Source organism: Pseudomonas sp. Marseille-Q5115 (genome assembly GCF_916618905.1).
Classification (GTDB): domain Bacteria; phylum Pseudomonadota; class Gammaproteobacteria; order Pseudomonadales; family Pseudomonadaceae; genus Aquipseudomonas; species Aquipseudomonas japonica_A.
The window spans coordinates 2608300-2628839 of the sequence record NZ_CAKAKI010000001.1 but is presented as its reverse complement, the minus strand read 5'-3'; the positions used below and the strand labels follow the sequence as shown (position 1 = coordinate 2628839).

Here is a 20540-nt window from a genome sequence, read left to right as displayed (position 1 = left end):
ATAACCGGTACTTTTGAGTAATTCGTTCGATTATCGAACCTTCGAGGCCTCCCGTGCGCGTGCCCCCGCCGAACGCCGTTCCCACGTTCAAACTGTACGGCGCCGGGCTGGACTGGCCCATCGCCGACCTTTTGCACTGCGAAACCATCTCCAGCCGCAGCCGGGTGTTCCATTGGGAGATCCGCCCGCACCGGCATGCGGATCTCTATCAGCTGCTGTACCTGCACCGAGGCGAGGCCCAAATCGAAGTGGAAGGCCAGCGCCAGACGGTGCGCCAGCCTACCTTGCAGTTCCTGCCACCGCTGGCCGTGCATGGGTTTCGCTTCAGCGAGAATGTCGAAGGCTACGTCGTGACCCTGGCCGCCCCCTGGATCGACCAGCTTCGCGCCCAGGCGGGGATGGGGCAGGACCTGTTCAAGGCGCCGGTGCGGCTGTTGGCCGGGAATGAGCGTAGTTATCTGTATAGCCTGTTCAGCGCGTTGCAGCGTGAATACGAAGGGCCGCAGCCGGGGCGCGAGCAGATGTTGCATGCACTGGCCAACGTGGCGCTGATCTGGCTGGGGCGGCGGATCCAGCAGCACCGCGCCGCCGGGCAGGCGCCGGAGCGGGGCGGCAACGTACTGGCGCGGTTTCAGCAGCAAGTAGAGGCGACTTTCCGGGAACAGCCCAGCGTGGAAAGGCTGGCACATCGGGTGGGCGTGTCGGTGCCCCAGCTCAACAGCCTGTGCCGCCGCCTGGCGGGGCAGTCACCACTGCAGATCATCCACCAGCGCATGCTGCTCGAAGCCAAGCGCAACCTCACCTACACCAGTATGACCATCAACCAGATCGCCGACAGCCTGGGCTTCGCCGACCCAGCGTATTTCGCGCGGTTTTTCCGGCGGCTGAGCGGGCAGTCGCCGCGCAGTTTTCGCGACAGCCTGGGCTTGGGCCGCGAAGCGGCGGGCGGGGGCAATGAAGCCGCCGGGAGCCCGTAGATCACTTCAGCCTGTCGAGAATCCAGTCCACGAAGGAGCGAACCTTCGGCACTTCGGCAGCGTGCTCGGAGAAGGCAATGAAGTGGGAGCCGTTGCTGGGCATCGGGGCAGGCACCGGTGCAACCAACTTGCCGCTGGCCAGCTCGTCCTCCACCAGGTAACGCGGGATCAACGCCACGCCGCAGCCGGCAGTCGCGGCGTGGATGCACATGTAAAAGGTGTCGAAGCGCGGGCCGTGGTAGCTGTTGGGCGAGTGCAGCTGTTGGGCCAGGAACCACTCATGCCAAGCCTCGGGGCGCGATGTGCATTGCAGCAGCACAACGGAGGTGAGGTCCGAAGGCTCGCTCAGCGCATGCTCGGCCATCAGGTCGGGCGTGCACACCGGGATCACTTCCTCGCCAAACAGCGGCAGGCAGGTAGCACCGGGCCAAGTGCCTTGCCCGAAGAAAAACGCGATATCGGCCCGGGACTGGGACAGGTCGAAGGGCTCCAGGGCGTTGCTGATTTCCAGGTGGATCTGCGGGTAGCGTTTGCCGAAGCCTTTAAGGCTGGGGATCAGCCAGCGGGCGCCGAACGTTGGCTGCGTAGCGACCCGCAGCACCTCGGTTTCCGCCCCGTAGGAGAGGATGTAACGGCTGGACATGTCGATCTGGGTGAGGATCTTGTTCACCTCGGCCAGGTACAGCGAGCCGGCGGGGGTGAGCTGCAGCCGGCGGCGCACCCGCTGGAACAGGTGATGGCGCAACATGTCCTCGAGCTGTGCCACCTGCTTGCTTACGGCGCTTTGGGTGAGGTGCAGCTCCTGCGCGGCGCGGGTGAAACTCAAGTGGCGGGCCGCGGCTTCAAAGCACTGCAGCGCGGTCATCGAGGGCATGAGGCGGCGGGACATGGCCGGGTCCTTTTGGGCAACTGCCTGGCGCGTTTTACAGGCGCATCGGGTGGCACGAAAGCGCGCAATATACGGGAACGCAAACGCTGTCGCCACGCCGCCGGGACCGCTTTACGGTTTGGCCAAGAGGCGTGGGCGTAGTAAAGTCCGCGCTTTCTGACACTGATTTCACAGGGCAGGGCGCGGCATTGTGGTGCACAATGCCGGCCCGCCGATCGCTAGCAGGTTATGTACATGTTCAAATCCATCGCCGTCGCTATCCCGCGAAAAGGGGTTGTGCTGGCCTTGATCGTGGCCGGCGCCGCGGGCTGCTCCTCGCAAAAGCCCGCCATCTACGAGCATGAGCACTTCGACGACTCGGGCACGTTCTCGCGCAGCTACCCGGTGAGTGACACGGCTTCGTGCGAGGCCGCCCGGCGCGCGTTGCTCAGCCAGGGCTATATCATCACCAGCAGCGACCCCAAGCTTGTGAGCGGGCACAAAAGCTTCCAGCAGAACGGTGACACCCACCTGGAGATTTCCTTCAACGTGGTGTGCGCCCCGGACAGCGACAGCGATCGCAGCTCCACCATGTTCGCCAACGCTTTGCAGGACCGCTACGCGCTCAAGAAGGTGAACAATTCCGCCAGCCTGGGCGTCGGGGTGCTGGGGTCGGTGTCCATGCCGATCGGCTCTACCGATGACTCGATGGTGAAGGTTGCCAGCGAAACCGTGGCTGCTACTCAGTTTTACGAGCGCTATTTCGCGCTGGTGGAGAGTTTCCTGCCCAAAGCCGCGCGCGACGCCGCGCACATACCGGACAAGCCCAAGGGCGAGCTGGGCATTCCGGAACCATCGGCACCGGCGCCCGAACCTGCCGCCGCGCCGCAGCCCGCTGCTGACCTCCAGCTCATGGTGCCTGCCGAACCCCAGCCGACCGCCGTTCCGCCCGCGGCACCGCAAAGCTCCGAACCTTCTGCACCGCAAAGTTCTGAGCCTGTAGCGCCGCCTGCCGAACAAGCCCCGATCGTGCCTGAAACCAGCGAGCCCGCGCCGGCTCAGTGATCGGCTTGCCGGGCCTGCCGATACGCGCGACGGTAGGCCCCTGGCGGCTGCCCGGCCCAGCGCTTGAACGCACGCTGAAAGGCCTCTGCCGAAGTAAATCCCAACAGCCAGGTGATCTCCCCCAGGCTCAGGTCGGTGTCGCGGATATACGCCAGTGCCAGGTCACGGCGGGTCTGGTTGAGGATTTCCCGGAAACCCGTGTTTTCCTCGGCCAGCTTGCGCCGCAGTGTCCAGGGCGGCAACTTCAGCCGCGCGGCCACCTGCTCGAGGTCCGGCTCGCGGCGCCCTTCAAGCAGCGGCCCCAATAGCCCGGCGATCTGTTCGGTGAGGCTTCGGGTTCGGGTTTGCCGGGCCAAGGCTTCTTCGCACAACCCGAGCAGTTGATGCCAGGTGCTGGGGCAGTGCTGTGGGTTGCGCAGCGACAACACAGGCTGGCTCAGCCGCAGGCGGTTAACGCCGGCCGCAAATTGGGGAGGCATTTCGCTGAGCCCTTCATATGCGTCCGCGTAGGCCGGCGCCTCGAACTCGATTTGCAACTGCTGCGCGGGTATTGGCTGCCCGGCAACCGTGGACAGTTGACGCAGCCAGCCGCTGAGCAGTGAATCCACCACAAAGCGGTTGAAGTCGTTATAAGGGCTGATGGAGTAGAAATTCAGCCAGGCGCCCCGAGCATCTTCCTCGAAGCTCGACTGCCCGCGGTAATTATTGCCGTACAACGGCTCGAAGCGGATCAGCGCGCGGGCGGCCTCTCGAACGTTCGGCGCCTGTGCTGCAGTTACCCCGGCCAGCCCGGCCTGGGCTGGGTGCGCGGCGCGGCCCATTGCCAGGCCCAGGGCCGGGTTGCCCGTGAGCTGAATGGCCGCGTGCCCCAACCGCATGTAGCGGGCGATCGACAGGGTAGCGTTGGGCTGTGCCAGGCGTGCCGGGTCAAAGCCGTACTGTTCCAGCAACGAGGCAGGATCGTGGCCCTGTTCGCGTACCGCCGCGGCCATCGCCTGCAGGAACCCCACCGACACCTCGCCCAGGCGCAGGTGCCCGGCCTTCATAGCCACAGGTTGAACATCCCGGCAGCCTCGCCGTGCGCATGCGGCCGGCCCCGATGCCCAGCCTGCCAACTGTAGCCCTCGCCGTTGCCCACATGGCTCCAGAACCGCCCGTGCAGGTAAACCACCATGCCGGCGGGCGCTATGCCATCAAGCGTGGCGGGGGGCGGGGCAGGCCCTTCGTCCACGGCATGGGCGCTGAACGCCGGGACCGCCAGGGCCCTGGCGCCTGCGGCCTGTACCAGTGCCTGTGTTTCCGGCGCGGCGGCATCTTCACCCAGCGCTACCGCCACCGGGCCGGCAGGCGTTTGCACAACCTGCACGGCCGGCGCGTCACCGGCGGTGATAAAGCGACGGAAGTGCACGCGGTGTTGCCTCAGCGGCGGCGCCAGCGGCTGGCCGTCGCTGCCAAACACTACGCTTGCGTTGTAAAGGGGGCCATCACCGATCACCAGCTTGCCATCGCGCAAGCTCGGCTCTGGCAGCACAATGGAACCGGCCACCAAGGTAATGCCGAACTGCCGGGCCAGCCCACCGAACACCCGCTGGTAGTCCTCGGCCATGCGTGGCGCTTTCATTCGCAACTGGGCTTCGCTGAAACGGTGCCGGCCATGGCCGCCCAGCCAGGCCTGGAGGAAGGGCAACGGGTTACTCAAGGTGAACCAGCCACTGGCGCCTTTGAGCTCGTCGGCCTGGTACACCTCATCCTTCTCGCCGCTGAGCCATAGCCAGGTACCAATGTGCTCTGGCAGTACCACGATCGTACGCGGGCCTAACAGGCCCTGGGCGCGGGCCTCGCGCAGGTAGGCTTCGAATTTGAGCTGCAGGCGGCGTGCGTCCTGATAATCGGCCGGGGCCATGCGCGGTTGCAGGCCGAGCAGGTTGCCCGCCGCGCTGGGGCTTCCTTGATCCAGCAACAATTCGATGCGCAGGTCCGACAGGTAATGCGCCACGGGCCTTTGTGATGCCCACCAGGCATAGGTGGCGACGCCTGCGGCGAGCGCGGCGGAGCAGAAAAGTAGAGCGAGTTTGCGCACGAGATCGACGTTATACAGGTCATTGAAAGGGCAATGTTACCTTAGCGAACGCGATAGCGACGAACCGGTTTGGGGCGGGCACGTTCTCGCCACGGCCGGTCAGTTATCCGCCACCAAGCAACACCGCACTTCAACCCCCTTGGCCCCGCGCAACGGCTGAGGTTGTTCGCAGCCCGGGTGAGCATGGGCGCAGCGGTCTCGGAAGAAACACCCCGTCGGCAAATGCCGGTTGCCTGGCAGTTCGGTGCGTTGAGAAGCAGCGTCGCCCTCCAGAGGCTTGCCCAGGCGAGGCACCGCATCGAGCAGCAGCTGCGTGTAGGGGTGCTGGGGTGTCTCCAGCACCATGGCCGCGTCGCCCACCTCCACGATCTGCCCCAGGTACATCACCGCCACCCGGTCGGCCAGGTGGCGCACCACCGAGACGTTGTGGGAGATCAGGATAAAGGTCAGGCCGCGCTCGCGTTGCAGCCCGGCCAACAGGTTTAGGATTTGCGCCTGGACGGAAATGTCCAGCGCCGAAGTGGGCTCGTCCAGCACGATGACGTCAGGGTTGGAAGACAAGGTCCGGGCAATCGCAATGCGTTGGCGCTGGCCGCCGGAGAACTGGTGAGGGTAGCGGTCCAGAGATTCCGGGCGCAGGCCCACCTGCTCGGCCAGTTGTTCGGCGATGGCCCTCAGCCGCGCGGCCCCTGGGCGCTGCCGCACCGTCAATGGTTCGGTAATGATCCGCCATACCGGCAATCGCGGGTCGAGGGACGATTGCGGGTCCTGGAACACGATCTGCGTGCGGTGCCGACGCTCGTCCTGGTTGTTCCAAACGTAGCGCAGGGTGCCGCTGCCCGGCTCCAGCAAGCCCATCAGCAATTGCGCCAGTGTGCTCTTACCGCAACCGGACTCCCCGACAATGCCCAGGGTTTCACCAGCGCGCACCTCCAGGTCTATGCCGTTGAGGGCGTGGGCGTAGCCTTTCGAACGGCCTAGCCAGTCTCGCCCGATGGCGTAGCGCACATGCACGTCGTGCAGCGCCAGCAGCGCGGGCTTGGGGCTTGTCAGAGCATTCATGGCTGGGGCTCCTGCGCCTGCAGCCAGCAGGCGCTGAGGTGGGCGGGGGAATCGGCGGGCATCAACCCTGGGCGCTGCTCGCAACGGGGCATGCGGTACGCGCAGCGGTCCTTGAAGGTACAACCGGTAGGCAGGTGCGCCAGGTTGGGCACCTGGCCGCGTATGGTGTCCAGGTCTTGCCCGGGTGCCGCTCGCTCCGGCAGGCTGGCCAGCAGACCCTGGGTGTAAGGGTGGCTCGGGCTGGCCAGCACCTGGCCGGTAGGCCCCTCTTCGACGATGGCGCCGGTATACATCACATACATGCGGTCGCAGAACTGCGATACCAGCGCCATGTCATGGGTAATCAGCAGGATTGCCGTGCCACGCTGGCGGGCTTTTTCACGCAGCAGCAGAAGCACCTGTCGTTGCACGGTCACGTCCAGCGCGGTGGTGGGCTCGTCGGCGATCAACAATTGGGGGTCACAGGAAAACGCCAGGGCGATCATGATGCGCTGGCGCATGCCACCGGAAAGTTCGAAGGGATAACGGTCCAGCACCTGTTCGGGGTCGGCGATGTGCATGTCGCGCAACAGCTCCACGGCCTTGGCCCTTGCCTGCTGCTTGCCCAGTGGCTGGTGCCGGCGGATCACGTCCAGCAGTTGCTGGCCGATGCGTCGGGTGGGGTTCAGGGCCGTCATCGGTTCCTGGAAGATCATCGCCGCTTCGCGCCCGCGCACCTCGCCCAGTTGGCGTTCACTCTGGCCCAGCACATCGTGCCCGAGCAACTGCACCGAGCCCCGGGTGACCCGGTAGCTGCCCTTGGGCAACAGCCCCATGGACACCATCGCCGTCACGGATTTGCCAGAGCCCGACTCACCCACCACGCCCACGATTTCCCCGGGCTGCACGAAAAGGGTTACCCCGTTGAGGGCTTTGGCAGTGGTGCGGAAGCCGGGAAATTCCAGGTCCAGGTTTTCAATGGTCAATACGGCCTGGCCCATCCTATTTCCCCTTCTGCCGTGGATCGAGCAGGTCCCGTACCCCATCGCCGAGCAGGTTGAAACCGATCGCAGTGATCAGGATCGCCACGCCGGGGAAGGTGGAGTACCACCAGTGGTCGAGAATGAAATTACGTCCACTGGCCACCATCACACCCCATTCGGCGGTGGGCGGCTGGGCGCCCAGGCCAATGAAGCCCAGCGCCGAGGCCATCAGGATGGCGTTGCCGATGTCCAGGCTGAATTGCACCAGTAGCGGCGGCATGGCGTTGCGCGCCACGTGCCAGTGCACCTGGTGCCAACGGCTTGCACCGAACGCTTGCGCTGCCTGCACATAGGCCATCTGCCGGATGCTCAGCGCTTGGCCCCGGGCCAGCCGTACATAGGAAGGAATGCGCACCAGCGTAATCGCAAGCATGGCGTTGAACAGGCTGGGGCCCAGCGCGGCGGCCAGCGCCATGATCAGCACCAGTGAGGGCACCGAAAGGATGACGTCCATGACGCGCATGATCACGCGGTCGAAGGCCCCGCCGATCACCCCTGAAAAACAGCCCAGCATCCCACCGATGGCACAGGAGGAAAACGCGACGAACAGGCCCACGCCCACCGATTGCCGGGCGCCAAAGATAACCCGGCTGAACAAGTCCCGGCCCACTTCGTCGGTGCCGAACCAATGCAGCGCGCTGGGCGCCTGAAGCCGTTCGGTGAGCTTCAGCGCGTTGGGCGAGTAAGGGCTGAGCCAGGGCGCGGCGACGATGCAAGCGAGCACTAGCACGGTGATGATCAGGCCGGCCAGCATCAGCGGGCTGCGGCCCACCCGGTATACCAGCCAGGCGAGCTGCTCGCGCAGGGGGTGGGGCGTTGCGATGGTTGTGGTCATTCACTTCACCTTGGCGATACGGGGGTCGGCCAGCCGGTACAGCAGTTCGATAAGCCGGTTGAGCAGCACGTAGATAAACGACACGAGGATGGCGAAGCCCATGACTGCCGGGAAATCCAGCGCCTGGATGGACTTGACCACGTAGGCGCCCATACCGGGCCAGGCGAACACGGTTTCGGTCAACACCGCGCCGTACAACAGGTCGCCTAGCGCCAGGCCCACCACGGTGATGGACGGGACCAAGGCATTGGGCAGGGCATGGCGCAATACCACCGTCGCTTGAGAAAGGCCGTATGCCAGGGCGGTGCGAATGTAGTCCTCGCCAAGCTGCTCAAGCATGGCGCCACGGATCTGCCGGGTGATCACGCCCAGGTTGACGAAAGCCAGCGTGGCCGTGGGCAGCAGCATATGCCGCGCGGCATCGACGAACGTGGCCCACTGGCCCGCCAGCAGGCTGTCGAACAGATAGAAACCGCTGACGGTGGGTGGTGCCTCCACGCCCTGGCTCAAGCGGCCGCCACCGGGCAACCAACCGAGATGGCCGTAGAACAGCACTATCAGCCCCAGCCCCAGCCAGAAGGCCGGCGTGGAGATACCGGCCACGGCCAGCGTACGGGAGATGTGGTCGATCGCCCGGTTGTTGTACACCGCCGAAAGCACCCCAAGCGGCACACCCACGGCAATGGACAGCAGCATGGCGGCCAGGGCCAGTTCCAAGGTTGCCGGGAAGAACAGCTGCAGGTCTTCCAGCACGGGGCGGTGAGTGCGGATCGAATGCCCCAGGTCACCCTGGAGCAGATCCCCCATGTACCGCAGGTATTGCTGGTACAGCGGCAAGTCCAGCCCCAACTGTTGGCGGATGCTGGCCACGATCTCGTCGCTGGCGCGTTCACCCGCGATCAATCGGGCCGGATCGCCAGGGATCAGGTGTGAAATGATGAAGGTGATCATGGACACCCCGATCACCACGATCAGGATGTCCGTGAGTTGCCTGCGCAGCAGGTTCATTAAACCCATGGTTACCTCATGTTTGCGCACCCTTGCGGGCGCCGCAGGCTGTTACTTGGCCATCGCTGTGAAGTCGAACACCTGCTCGAGCATCGGGTTGAACACATACCCTTTCACTTGCTCGCGCATGGGCACGGTGTAGGCCTTCTGGTAGAGGTAGGCATAGGCGCTGTCGCCGATCACGATCTTCTGCGCCTGCTGGTACAGCGCCTTGCGCTGCTCCACGTCACTGAGGCTGGCGGCCTGGCGCACCAGCTCGTCCACCTTCGGGTTGCTGTAGAAGGAACGGTTACCAGCCAGGCCCGCATTGGTGCTGTCGAACCAGAAGTTCATGAACATGTAGGGGTCGGCGAAGTCCGGGCTCCAGTTGCCGATCGCCACGTCGAAGTCACCGCTGCCCAGGCGCTCGCGCAGGGTAGCGTTGGCCAGTTTCTCCATGTTCAGGTGCACGCCAAGGGTTTCCAGGCCGGCCTGCAACGTGAGGCCGATGGGCTCCCAGGCCGGGTCCTTGTCGGAGTACACGAACTGCAGCTGGGTGATCTTCTTCGGCGCCTTGGCCAGGGCGGCCTGGGCGCCTTCCAGGTTCTGCCTGGGCACCTGCAGGCTGGCGTCATAACCCCACATACCTTCGGGGATCGGGCCGTTCATCAGCTTGCCTTTGCCCATCGCGATACCTTCGGCAATGCCTTGATAGTCCAGCGCATCGACGATGGCCTTGCGGGCGTTCGGGTCATTCAGCGGGGCGCGCTTGTTGTTGAGATAGAGGTAAGTGACCCGAAGGGAAGGGTAGGCGGTGGTGACGAAGCCTGGCTTTTTGGCCAAGGCTTCCACCTGATCCTCTGGCAGGTCCTCGATGATGTCCAGGTCACCCTGTTCAAGTTGCAGGCGGCGCACCGAAGGCTCGGCGATGATGCGGATCACCACTTTTTTCAGTGTAGGGGCGGCACCGGCATAGTGCGGGTTGGGTTCCAGGGTCAGCGACTGGCCCTTTTGCCAGGCGGCAAGGCGGTACGCACCCGAGCCTGCCGTGTGGCCGGCCAGCCAGGCGTTCGGGTCCTTCTCGCGGGTGGCTACGGCAGGGTTCACGACACTGGCGCCATTGTGGGCCAGGGCGAAGAGGAACGGTGCGAAGGGTTTTTTGAGGGTGAAGCGTACGGTGTGCGGGTCCACCGCCTCGACGGTCATGTCCTCCGGGAAAATACTCGACGGGCCCTGCTTGAGCTTCATCAGCCGTTCCACCGAGAATTTAACCGCCGCAGCGTTCACCTCGGCACCGTCATCGAAATGGTTGCCGGGCTTGAGGGTGAAGGTCCACACCAGGTTATCCGCTGAAGTTGTCCAGTTGGCGGCGAGGTCGCCTTCCACCTCGGTGCTGCCTTTGCCGTTCTCCACTTTGTAGCGCATCAAGCGTTGGTAGGCGGGGTAAGTCACCGTCCAGTCGTTGTTGTCGAAGGTCACCCCCGGGTCCAGCGTCTGCGGGTCGGCGGGCTTGCCGATCATCAGGGTGTCGGCGGCCGCGGCGGCATTGGCCGGTTGCCACGCACCAAGCCCCAGCGCCGCGCCAAGCAGCGCCATGCCACAGGTTGAGAACAGCGATTTACGCAAAAGGTAAGACATGCCGGTTCCTCGATTTTTTGGTGGTTTTCTGGATATTTCGGCAGCTTCAACGAACGGGTACGAGCGGGTGGGTGCCGGGGTTCATTTGCCTCGGTCACGGTCGGGTCAGGCCAGAAGAGCAGCCAGCGCGGCCTCGCTCAGGTGGTGATAATCAATGAGCGGATAGCGCTGCGCGGCGGGTAATTCGAAATGCCACCACTCACTGGCTATGGGAGCGAAACCCGCACCCATCATGATCCCCAGCAGCAGCAAGCGGTTGCGTTGAACGGCAATAGGAAGGTGCGGGTTGAACGGGTGCGACAGCTCGCGCATGTCGTCGAACCCGGTGCCCATGTCCAGCGCCACGCCGTGTTCATCGAGCAGGGTGACATCCACAGCTACGCCACGGCTGTGATGCGAACCCAACGCAGGGTCGCGCACATATTCGCCGTCAGGGAAGGCACGCCACAGCAGTTGCTGAGCATAGGGCGGGCGGTAGGCATCCAGCACCTGCAGCCGGTAGCCTGCCAACCGTGCCAGTTCGCTGGCCTTGGCCAGGCTGGCAGCAGCATCCTGGTGCAGCAGGCATTCGGGGGCCTGATAAATGACACGGCCCGCCAAATTGTCCGCCGTGGCGTATACGAGGTTGATGCTCACCCCGTAGCCTTCGGCGTCGATGGGAACAAGATCAGGATGGACCACAAAAGCCTCGTTTTTCATCAGTGAAGGGGTTGCGGCGGCGTTCATTCGAACTGGCCAAAGCGTTGCTGCAGTTGGCGGTTGCGCGCCAGGCGATCATCCAGGGCGCCCCCATAACGTTCCGCGACCGCCGACACCAGCAAGTTGAGCAGCGCCGCCAGCGGGGCCAGCGAATCCCAGAACTGGCCAACGTCGAGTTTCAATTGCAGCAGGTCGGCGGGAAAGTCCCGGGCCCAGGGGCAGTGGTAATCGGTAATCAGGGCAAAAGGAATGCGGGCCTCGCTAGCCGCCTCGCATAACGTACGGGTTACGCTGGAATACGCGCGAAAGTCCGCCAGCACGATATAGGCGCGCTCGAAGCCGGCGTTGAGCATGTCGGCATAAGTGCCCGACAAGCCATCCACATAGAACGCCCGGGGGCGGATGTATTCGAGCAGGCTGTGGAAGCTGCCCATCACCCCGCGCGTGGTCTGGATGCCGGCGATGAACACCGCATCGGCGCTGTGCAACTGCTGCACGGCGCGGGCGAAGGCGGGCCCACGGGCGAGGGCATACACCGCTTCCACCGCCGCCTTTTCCAAGGCCAGCGAGCGGTCGAGCGCGTCCTCCTGGCCTTGCTGCTGGCGGAAGGCACCCAATCGGTCCCCCAAGCGCCAATCCCCGCCGCCGCCTTCGCGCAGGCTGTGCTTTACGTCATCCAGGTTGCGATAGCCCAGGGAACGCAGCACACGGCCGACCGAAATCCCAGTGGTGCCGGCTTGCTGGGCGATGCTGTCAGCGGTCTCGAAGGGCAGCCTTTCTGCATTCGCCAGCAGATAGCCCGCCACGCGCTTTCCGGTCGGCGTGAGCTCGGCGAATGAGGCTTCCAATGTCTCGAAAAAGCTGGCTTGGGTCACAGTCATGTCCCGGTTTGGTTATCGAGATCACATTCCTTGCAGCAATGTTTTGAAACTAACATCGCCTAACCGCGTGGAACAAGCTGGCCCGGGCTGGGATGTCGCGGCTGCGCTTGGGGTGTCGTTTTTGTCGTAACCAGCGCGTCTCGGCGTGCCTGTTTAAGGCCGAGGCGCAAATAAAGATTGAATAATCACAGAAAGTGTTATTTAAATAACACAAATTAGAACGGCCCCGGGCACCCGCCGGGGCGTGTGAGGCCTCATAACAATGAAAAAAATCGCAGTCATCGGCAGCAACATGGTCGATCTGGTGACCTACATCGACCGTATGCCGGCCCAGGGCGAAACGCTGGAAGCACCACGTTTCGCCATGGGCTGTGGAGGCAAGGGCGCCAACCAGGCGGCGGCCTCGGCGTTGCTGGGAGGCAATGTGCTGATGGTCACCAAAGTGGGTGACGATGCCTTTGCCGATAACACCCTGGCCAATTTCCAGCGGCTGGGCATCGATACGCGTTTTGTGGAACGTGTGCCTGGGGTGTCCAGTGGGGTTGCGCCCATCTTCGTTCAGGACAACGCCCACAACAGCATTCTCATCGTCAAAGGCGCCAATGCTCATCTAAGCCCTGCCGACATCGATCGCGCCGAGCCCGCATTGCGCGAATGCGCGCTGATGGTGTTGCAGCTGGAAATCGAACTGGCCAGCGTTTATCACGCCATCGATGTGGGGCACCGCCTGGGCATACCCGTGCTGCTGAACCCCGCGCCCGCCGTTGCAGGGCTCAGCCCGGAGCACTTGGCCAAGCTGGATTTTCTGGTACCCAATGAAAGTGAGCTGGCGTTGCTCAGCGGGCAAACGGTAGACAGCCCTGAGGCTGCATCGCGCGCCGCCCGCACGCTGATGGCCAACGGCGTACGCCACGTGATCGTAACCCTGGGTGAACATGGCGCGCTTTACGTAGGCGAAGAAGGCGAATGGCGGGTGCAAGGCCATTGCGTGGAAGCGCGCGACACCTCGGGTGCCGGGGACGCCTTTATCGGTTGCTTTGCCCACCATTGGAGCCGCGACGGCGATATCCGCAAGGCAATGACCCAGGCGGTGGCCTATTCCGCCTGTTCCGTCACCGGCCTGGGCACTCAGTCTTCCTACCCTGACGCAGAGGGTTTCGCGCGCTTCGCCGCTGCGCATGGCGCCTGACCTGAACCGCCTTTCCAACCCACGTGCTACTTCGCGGAGAACAATAATGAACAAGCCTGCGTTGCAACCTTCACCGGACGGGTTCTACCTGAACCGTACGCCCTGGTTCGCCTTCCTTCTGCTGTGCTGCATCTTCGCACTTTGGGCGGCGGCCGCGAGCATGAACGACGTGCTGATCGCCCACTTCAAGAAAGCGTTTTTGCTCAGTGATTTCCAGACCGCGTTCGTGCAGTCGGCGTTCTACCTCGGCTACTTCTTCGTCGCCATTCCCGCAGCGCTGGTGGTACGCAGGTTCAGCTACAAAACCACCATCCTGGTAGGCCTGGTGCTGTACATGCTCGGCTGCTCGTTGTTCTTCCCAGCGGCGTCCATGGCCAAGTACGGCATGTTCCTGCTCGCGCTGTTCGTGATTGCGGCAGGGCTGTCGTTTCTGGAAACCGCGAGCAATACCTACTCGACGTTGATGGGGCCACGCGAGTCGGGCACTCGCCGCTTGAACATCTCCCAGACGTTCCACCCGTTCGGCGCCATGGCCGGCGTATACGTGGGCAGCTTCGTGATGTTCAAGGACACCGACGCCACGCGTGAACAGCTCGCGCAAATGTCGGCTGCCGATGCCGCCGCACAGCAACTGCAGATGATCCAGTCCACGCTGCTGCCGTACCAGTGGATGATCGCCGTATTGGCCTTGATGTTCGTGCTGATCGCAATCACCCGCTTCCCGGCCTGCAAAGGCAACCGCAGCCACACCGCCGACAAGCGCACAAGCGGTGCCGGCAAGGCCACTATCGGGCAAAGCCTGGCACGGCTGCGGCGCAACCCGCGTTTCTGCTTCGGGGTGCTTGCGCAGTTCCTGTATGTAGGTGCTCAGGTAGGGGTATGGAGTTTCACTATTCGCCTGGCCATGCAAATGGGCGGCATGAACGAGCGAAGCGCGTCGTGGTTTCTGCTCACCACCTTCGCCGCGTACTTCGTGGGCAAGATGATTGCCAACCTGCTGATGCGCAAAATGCACCCGGCCAGGGTGCTGGCCATCTACGGTGTGCTGTGCATTGTGCTGCTGGCCTACACGATCCTGGTGCCGAACATCACAGCGGTGTACGCCGCCGTGGGTGTGAGCATCTTCCTGGGGCCATGCTGGCCAACCATCTATGGCCTGACCATCGACGGCCTGGGTGAGGACACCGGGGTGGGCGGTTCGCTGTTGGTCATGAGCATCGTCGGTGGGGGTGTGATCCCTATCTTCCAGGGCCTGCTAAGCGATGCCAACGGGGGCAACATGCAGATCGCCTACAGCGTGCCGCTGCTGTGCTTCGTGGTCATCGTGGCCTATGCCATGCGTTGCCTGCGCCAGCCTCAGGTTAAGGTCGCCAGCGCGGCGACGGCGGTGGCCCAATGAGCCGCCTCGCCCTACGCCTGCCGCTGTATCAACACGCTTGGGGCGACGCTACCCGGCCGGTGTTGGAAGCCGAGGGCATCAGCGCTCACGCCTGGACCTACCCCAGCGGCGTGAAGGCCTTGTCGCTGGAAAACGCTCGGGGCCGGCTGGTGGTATTGCCATGGCAAGGCCAGATGATCTGGGCCGCCGAGTTCGACGGCCATAACCTGACCATGCGCAACCTGTTCGAACAGCCGCGGCCCACGGCCACGATCCTGGGCACCTATGGGTGTTTCATGTTCCACGCCGGGCTGCTGCGCAATGGTTGCCCTACGCCCGAGGACGATCATCCGCTCCACGGCGAAATGCCCTGTGCGCCCATGGACCGCGCCTGGTTGGAGGTCGGTGAAGACGAGCAGGGCGCTTACCTGCGGCTGACAGGTGATTACGAGTATGTGCAGGGGTTCGGTGATCGCTACCGAGCCAGCCCCAGCGTCACGTTGCGGCCCGACAGCGGGCTGTTCGAGATCGGCATGCAGGTACTCAACCGCGCCGGCAAACCGATGGACCTCATGTACATGGCCCATATGAACTATGCCTACGTGGCAGGTGGGCGATTCACTCAGCCACGGGGCTACGAGGGCCAACGCATGCGCGCCAGCGTGCCGGCCCATGTACGGCCCACCGCGGACTGGACGGCGTACATGGCCACGCTTGCCGAACACCCTTCACGGCTACAGGTGCTGGATACCCCACCATTGTACGACCCAGAGATTGTCAGCTTCTTCGAGGGCGTAGGCACCGACGAACAGGGGCAGGCGCATTTCTTTCTGGAACACCCCGACGGCGCCGCCTTCTATACCCGTTACAGCCCTGAGCAGTTCAGCCATGCGGCCCGCTGGGTGTTGCACAACGCCGACCAGCAGGTGGCGGCGTTCATCCTGCCGGCCACTTGTGAGCCTGAGGGCTACCTGGCCGAGCGGGCCAAGGGAAATGTGCGCAGCCTGGCTCCCGGCGAACGGGCCTGCTTCAGCCTGCTCACCGGCTACCTCAGCCCCAGCGAGCGGCAGGCCTTGCAGCCCTGAGCAATCAGATCACCAATTGCGCGCCGCTGGCCTCGATAGCGTCGCGGTAGGCGCGGGGGATTTTCTTGTCGCTGACTACGCAGTGGAAGTCGCTCAGCGCGCCGAAATGCGCTGTACGCACTGCGTCGAACTTGGAGTGGTCGGCCAGCAGCATGGATTGGCGTGCTTGCCGCATCACCTGCTGCTTGACTGCTACCTCATGCAGGTTGAAGCAGGTCACGCCCAGGTCAAGGCTTACGCCGGCTGCCGAGACGAAGGCCCAGCTCAGCCGAAGCTCGTCAAGGATGCTGGCCTCGGCTGTGCTTTCGAACACCTGGTTTTCGCGGTGAAGGGTGCCGCCGCACAACACGATGTTGCACTTGGGCTTTTGCTGGAGCTTGAGCAACACGTTGAGCGAGTTGCACACCGCCGTAAAGGGAAGGTCATCGGCGATGAAGTCGATGACGAAGGGCACCGTAGTGCCGCAGTCGAAGAACACGGTATCCCCGGGCTGAATGAATTGGGCCGCAAGTTTGCCGATCCGCCGCTTTTCTTCCACATGACGGGTGCCTTGTTCGGTTACCCGGTAGTCGCCGGGCTCGGGGTCGTCATGCGCCCGCGTGATATAGCCGCCGAGCAGGCGCAGTTGATCGGGATGACGGCCGAGGTCCCGGCGCAGGGTCATTTCCGACACCTCGAGCAGGGCTGCCATTTCACGCAGGTGAATGGCTTTCTGATCTTGCAGAGCCTGCTGGATCAGCTTGATCCGGTCAGCTTTTTTAACGTCCATCGAGCATTCCAGCCATACGTCAATTGTGTTGTAATGCTAACACTTTATGTTAATTAAATAACGCGACCCGCATCGCCCAGAAACAGGAATCCGTGATGACCCAGCGCTCTTCCGCGACATTAGCCAAGATGATCGACCATACCTTGCTGGCCGCCGATGCCAGCCGTGCGCAGATTGCCACACTTTGCGACGAAGCCCGAACTCATGGCTTCTATTCGGTGTGCGTGAACCCAGGCAATGTGCCTTACGCCTCGCAATGCCTGGAAAGCGCCGATGTGAAAGTATGCGCCGTGGTTGGCTTCCCGTTGGGCGCTACGCAGACCGCCAGCAAAGCCTTCGAGGCGGCTCAAGCCATCGCAGCGGGCGCAGGCGAGATCGACATGGTGCTTAACATCGCCTGGCTCAAGGACGGGCTGTTCGACGCGGTGCGCGACGATATCGCCGCAGTGCGTGATGCTTGTGGCGATATTCCACTGAAAGTCATCCTGGAAACCTGCCTGCTGGACGAAGCGCAAAAGGTGCGTGCGTGCGAGATCTGCCGTGACCTGGGCGTAGCCTTCGTAAAAACGTCCACCGGCTTTAGTCGCAGTGGCGCCACGGTGGAAGATGTAGCCCTGATGCGCAAGGTGGTAGGCCCCCACATTGGCGTCAAAGCCTCGGGCGGCGTTCGTGATGCAGCAACGGCGCTGGCGATGATCGAGGCGGGTGCGACCCGGCTGGGCACAAGCTCCGGTATTGCGATCGTAACGGGCGGAACAGGCCACAGCAGCTACTGATACCGTTCCTGCTGGCGGGGAAGGGTGCGCGATCCGATCAATGACTTGTCATTTCAGGTCATTGAGCCCCGGCCCCGTGGTCTTTACTGTCGCATCACTGCCGTAGGCGCCGTGTTGAGCTGCCGCGGTTCCCTGATGCTGGAGTGAACCATGACCACCCAACCCTATCCGCACTTGCTCGCCCCGCTGGACTTGGGCTTTACCTCCCTGCGCAATCGTACCCTGATGGGCTCCATGCACACGGGCCTTGAGGAAGTGGCGGGAGGCTTCGAGCGGATGGCGGCTTACTTCGCCGAGCGCGCCCGCGGCGGTGTCGGGCTGATGGTCACCGGCGGTATCGCACCCAACCCTGAGGGCGGCGTATACAAGGGCGCCGCCAAGCTGAGCACGCCCGAAGAGGCCGAGCGCCACCGTATAGTGACCGAGGCGGTGCACGCCGAAGGCGGCAAGATCTGCCTGCAGATTCTTCATGCCGGCCGCTATGCCTACAGCCCCAGCCTCGTAGCGCCCAGCGCTATCCAGGCGCCGATCAACCCGTTCAAGCCCCACGAGCTGGACGAAGCGGGTATCGAAAAGCAGATCGCCGACTTCGTGAACTGTGCTCGGCTGGCGCAGCAGGCCGGGTACGACGGCGTCGAAATCATGGGCTCCGAAGGCTACTTCATCAATCAGTTCCTGGTGGCCTGGACCAACCACCGCACCGACCGCTGGGGCGGCAGCTACGAGAACCGCATGCGCCTGGCGGTGGACATCGTGCGCCGGGTTCGCGAAGCCGTTGGCGAGCGGTTCATCATCATCTTCCGGCTGTCCATGCTCGACCTGATCGAAGGCGGCAGCGACTGGAGCGAAGTGGTGCAACTGGCCCAGGCTGTGGAAGCGGCCGGTGCCACGCTGATCAACACTGGTATTGGCTGGCACGAAGCGCGTATTCCCACCATTGCCACCAAGGTGCCCCGCGCGGCCTTCGCCCGGGTCACCGCCAAGCTGCGCGGGGCGGTGAAGGTGCCACTCATCACCACCAACCGCATCAATACGCCTGAGGTGGCCGAGCAGATCCTGGCCGAAGGCAATGCCGACATGGTCTCGATGGCCAGGCCGTTTCTTGCAGACCCGGCCTTTGTCGCCAAGGCGGCCGAGGGCAGGGCAGATGAAATCAACACCTGCATCGCCTGCAACCAGGCATGCCTGGACCACACTTTCGCCGGCAAGCTCACCAGTTGCCTGGTGAACCCGCGCGCGTGCCATGAGACCGAACTGCTGTACCTGCCCACCCAAACCCAGCGCCGGGTGGCGGTCGTTGGCGCCGGCCCGGCCGGCCTGGCGGCGGCGACGGTGGCGGCGGAGCGTGGCCATGCGGTGACCTTGTTCGACGGCGCAAGCGAGATCGGTGGCCAGTTCAACGTGGCCAAGCGCATTCCGGGCAAGGAAGAATTCAACGAAACCTTACGTTACTTCGGCCGCAAGCTTGCCACCACCGGCGTGAATGTTCGGCTGGGCCAGCGGGTGGGCGTGGCTGAGCTGGTGGAAGGCGGCTTCGATGAAGTAATCCTGGCGACGGGCATCGTGCCGCGTATCCCGCCGATTACCGGCATCGATCACCCCATGGTGCTGACGTACCTGGATGTGCTGCTGGGCCGCCGTTCCGTGGGCGAGCGGGTCGCGGTCATCGGCGCGGGCGGTATCGGCTTCGATGTGAGCGAATTCCTCGTGCACCAAGGCACCGTAAGCAGCCTGAACCCGGATGCGTTCTGGCGTGAGTGGGGCATCGACCCGGCGTTGGAAGCCCGTGGTGGTGTGGCCGGGGTGCGCGGCGAAGTAAGCCCGCCGGCGCGCCAGGTGTGGCTGCTGCAGCGCAAGGCTACCAAGGTAGGCGATGGCTTGGGCAAGACCACTGGCTGGATTCACCGCGCAGGCCTTAAAAGCAAGCGGGTGCAGATGCTCAATTCGGTGGAATACCTGAAAGTGGACGATCAGGGCCTGCACATCCGCGTTGGCGATGGCGAGCCGCAGTTGCTTGCGGTAGATAACGTAGTGGTATGTGCCGGGCAGAACCCGCTGCGCGAGCTGGAACAAGGGCTGCGCGATGCCGGCGTGGCGGTGCATTTGATCGGTGGCGCCGACGTGGCTGCCGAACTGGACGCCAAGCGCGCCATCAACCAGGGCTCGCGCCTGGCGGCCGCCTTGTAATGCTTGAAGGCGTTGCGCTGCCACTCCAGCCGCTGCGCCTACCGTGGCTGAAAGCCGCCGGGGTCGAGGTGGCGGTGCTGCGCCTGGACCTCATCGATCCACTGGTGAGCGGTAACAAGTGGTTCAAGCTGCGCCCGTGGCTGGAGCTCGCGCGGCAGCAGGGCGCGCCAGGGCTGATGAGTTTAGGCGGGCCTTGGTCCAATCACCTGCATGCATTGGCTGCGGCAGGCTATAGCGAAGGTTTTGCAACCGTGGGCCTGTTGCGCGGCGAGCCACAGCGAACCGCAACCACCGACGACCTTCAGGCCATGGGCATGGCCCTGCACTGGCTGGGCTATGGCGGCTACCGGGCGCGCCATCAGCCAGGTTTCTGGGCGCCCTGGATGGCCCAATTCCCCGGCTTTCTCGCTATACCCGAAGGCGGTGCCTGTGAGCAGGGCATGCGCGGGTGCATGGCGTTGCTCGAACTGGTTGAGCCCGGGTTGGCTGCGCTGGGGTGGAACAGCTTCGATGCCTGGTGGCTCGCCGCGGGCACCGGTACCACGGTGGCGGGGCTGGCTCAGGCCGAGGCTGGCCATCGGCTGGTGCATGGCGCGCTGGCGGTACCTGCGGGCCAGGGTGCCGAGGCCAATGTCAGCAAGCTGGTACCTCTCGCCCGGGTTCAATGGCATGACGCCAGCCGCGGTGGGTTTGGCAAGGTCGATGCCGAACTGATCGACTTCCTCAAGGCAACCGAAGCCCACACCGGCTTGCCGCTCGAGCCCCTTTATACCGCCAAGGCGCTGCTGGCCCTGCAGGCCTGTGTGCTCGCCGGCGGCGTAGCACCCGGCACCCGGCTGGTATTCGTGCACACCGGGGGCCTTCAGGGCCGCCGCGGTTTCCCTTCGCTCTGATCTGAATCCACCTGCCCGGCAACCTGCTCACGCGGTGTAGATTCGTTCAGCCCATCCCACAATATGGGATGCGAATTTACATATTGAGATATTTCGCGGAACGGCGTTATAGTCAGGCCTTCTAACCGCTCACACAACAACAACAGGTG

Annotated in this window: 19 protein-coding genes; 8 read left to right on the top strand and 11 right to left on the bottom strand. The window is 63.8% G+C overall.

Annotated elements, in window-relative coordinates; genetic code table 11:
• Window positions 1–53: 53 nt before the first annotated feature.
• The gene (locus LG385_RS12135) at window positions 54–977 is read left to right on the top strand and encodes a helix-turn-helix domain-containing protein (protein ID WP_225774497.1); all 924 of its coding nucleotides are present in this window, start codon (window positions 54–56) and stop codon (window positions 975–977) included.
• A 1-nt stretch (window position 978) separates the two neighbouring features.
• On the opposite strand, the gene gcvA is transcribed toward LG385_RS12135, so the two are convergent.
• The gene (gene gcvA, locus LG385_RS12130; RefSeq protein WP_225774496.1) at window positions 979–1866 is read right to left on the bottom strand and encodes a transcriptional regulator GcvA; all 888 of its coding nucleotides are present in this window, start codon (window positions 1864–1866) and stop codon (window positions 979–981) included.
• A 234-nt stretch (window positions 1867–2100) separates the two neighbouring features.
• On the opposite strand from gcvA, the gene LG385_RS12125 reads away from it, so the two are divergent.
• Window positions 2101–2910, top strand: a complete 810-nt coding sequence (locus LG385_RS12125) for a DUF2242 domain-containing protein (RefSeq protein WP_225774495.1) — start codon at window positions 2101–2103, stop codon at window positions 2908–2910.
• Here the strand turns inward: LG385_RS12125 and LG385_RS12120 are convergent.
• The 9 genes from LG385_RS12120 to LG385_RS12080 all read right to left on the bottom strand — a co-directional run bounded on the left by LG385_RS12120 (window position 2904) and on the right by LG385_RS12080 (window position 12114).
• Complete coding sequence (locus LG385_RS12120; RefSeq protein WP_225776233.1) at window positions 2904–3956, bottom strand: AraC family transcriptional regulator; 1053 nt, start codon at window positions 3954–3956, stop codon at window positions 2904–2906. The genes LG385_RS12125 and LG385_RS12120 overlap by 7 nt on opposite strands.
• The gene (locus LG385_RS12115; protein WP_225774494.1) at window positions 3953–4990 is read right to left on the bottom strand and encodes a carbon-nitrogen hydrolase family protein; all 1038 of its coding nucleotides are present in this window, start codon (window positions 4988–4990) and stop codon (window positions 3953–3955) included. Before LG385_RS12115 ends, LG385_RS12120 begins: the two co-directional genes overlap by 4 nt.
• Window positions 4991–5089: 99 nt before the next feature.
• On the bottom strand, window positions 5090–6052 hold the full coding sequence (locus LG385_RS12110; RefSeq protein WP_225774493.1) for an ABC transporter ATP-binding protein: 963 nt from the start codon (window positions 6050–6052) through the stop codon (window positions 5090–5092).
• The gene (locus LG385_RS12105) at window positions 6049–7032 is read right to left on the bottom strand and encodes an ABC transporter ATP-binding protein (RefSeq protein WP_225774492.1); all 984 of its coding nucleotides are present in this window, start codon (window positions 7030–7032) and stop codon (window positions 6049–6051) included. Before LG385_RS12105 ends, LG385_RS12110 begins: the two co-directional genes overlap by 4 nt.
• Window position 7033: 1 nt before the next feature.
• On the bottom strand, window positions 7034–7909 hold the full coding sequence (ddpC, locus tag LG385_RS12100; RefSeq protein WP_225774491.1) for a D,D-dipeptide ABC transporter permease: 876 nt from the start codon (window positions 7907–7909) through the stop codon (window positions 7034–7036).
• Entirely contained in the window at window positions 7910–8926 is a 1017-nt protein-coding gene (locus LG385_RS12095) for an ABC transporter permease (protein ID WP_225774490.1), read from the bottom strand.
• A gap of 42 nt (window positions 8927–8968) precedes the next feature.
• Window positions 8969–10534: an ABC transporter substrate-binding protein gene (locus tag LG385_RS12090; protein WP_225774489.1), complete on the bottom strand. Its 1566-nt coding sequence runs from the start codon at window positions 10532–10534 to the stop codon at window positions 8969–8971.
• Window positions 10535–10639: 105 nt separating this feature from the next.
• On the bottom strand, window positions 10640–11260 hold the full coding sequence (gene ddpX, locus LG385_RS12085; protein WP_413247324.1) for a D-alanyl-D-alanine dipeptidase: 621 nt from the start codon (window positions 11258–11260) through the stop codon (window positions 10640–10642).
• The gene (locus tag LG385_RS12080) at window positions 11257–12114 is read right to left on the bottom strand and encodes a MurR/RpiR family transcriptional regulator (RefSeq protein ID WP_225774488.1); all 858 of its coding nucleotides are present in this window, start codon (window positions 12112–12114) and stop codon (window positions 11257–11259) included. The genes ddpX and LG385_RS12080 overlap by 4 nt, the downstream gene beginning before the upstream one ends.
• A gap of 262 nt (window positions 12115–12376) precedes the next feature.
• Between LG385_RS12080 and rbsK the strand changes: the two genes are divergently transcribed.
• The 3 genes from rbsK to LG385_RS12065 are packed head-to-tail and all read left to right on the top strand — an operon-like array spanning window position 12377 to window position 15766.
• Window positions 12377–13303, top strand: a complete 927-nt coding sequence (gene rbsK, locus LG385_RS12075) for a ribokinase (protein WP_225774487.1) — start codon at window positions 12377–12379, stop codon at window positions 13301–13303.
• A gap of 46 nt (window positions 13304–13349) precedes the next feature.
• Window positions 13350–14702: an L-fucose:H+ symporter permease gene (fucP, locus tag LG385_RS12070; RefSeq protein ID WP_225774486.1), complete on the top strand. Its 1353-nt coding sequence runs from the start codon at window positions 13350–13352 to the stop codon at window positions 14700–14702.
• Window positions 14699–15766, top strand: coding sequence for an aldose 1-epimerase family protein (locus LG385_RS12065; protein ID WP_225774485.1), 1068 nt, complete (start codon window positions 14699–14701; stop codon window positions 15764–15766). Before fucP ends, LG385_RS12065 begins: the two co-directional genes overlap by 4 nt.
• A gap of 4 nt (window positions 15767–15770) precedes the next feature.
• On the opposite strand, the gene deoR is transcribed toward LG385_RS12065, so the two are convergent.
• Window positions 15771–16535: a DNA-binding transcriptional repressor DeoR gene (gene deoR / locus LG385_RS12060; protein WP_225774484.1), complete on the bottom strand. Its 765-nt coding sequence runs from the start codon at window positions 16533–16535 to the stop codon at window positions 15771–15773.
• A gap of 95 nt (window positions 16536–16630) precedes the next feature.
• On the opposite strand from deoR, the gene deoC reads away from it, so the two are divergent.
• From deoC to LG385_RS12045, 3 genes are all read left to right on the top strand, one after another.
• Window positions 16631–17311 (top strand): deoxyribose-phosphate aldolase, encoded by a 681-nt coding sequence (gene deoC / locus LG385_RS12055; RefSeq protein WP_225774483.1) that lies wholly within the window; start codon window positions 16631–16633, stop codon window positions 17309–17311.
• 150 nt (window positions 17312–17461) lie between these two features.
• Window positions 17462–19498 (top strand): NADPH-dependent 2,4-dienoyl-CoA reductase, encoded by a 2037-nt coding sequence (locus LG385_RS12050; protein ID WP_225774482.1) that lies wholly within the window; start codon window positions 17462–17464, stop codon window positions 19496–19498.
• Window positions 19498–20391 (top strand): 1-aminocyclopropane-1-carboxylate deaminase/D-cysteine desulfhydrase, encoded by an 894-nt coding sequence (locus LG385_RS12045; RefSeq protein ID WP_225774481.1) that lies wholly within the window; start codon window positions 19498–19500, stop codon window positions 20389–20391. The genes LG385_RS12050 and LG385_RS12045 overlap by 1 nt, the downstream gene beginning before the upstream one ends.
• Window positions 20392–20540: the final 149 nt, after the last annotated feature.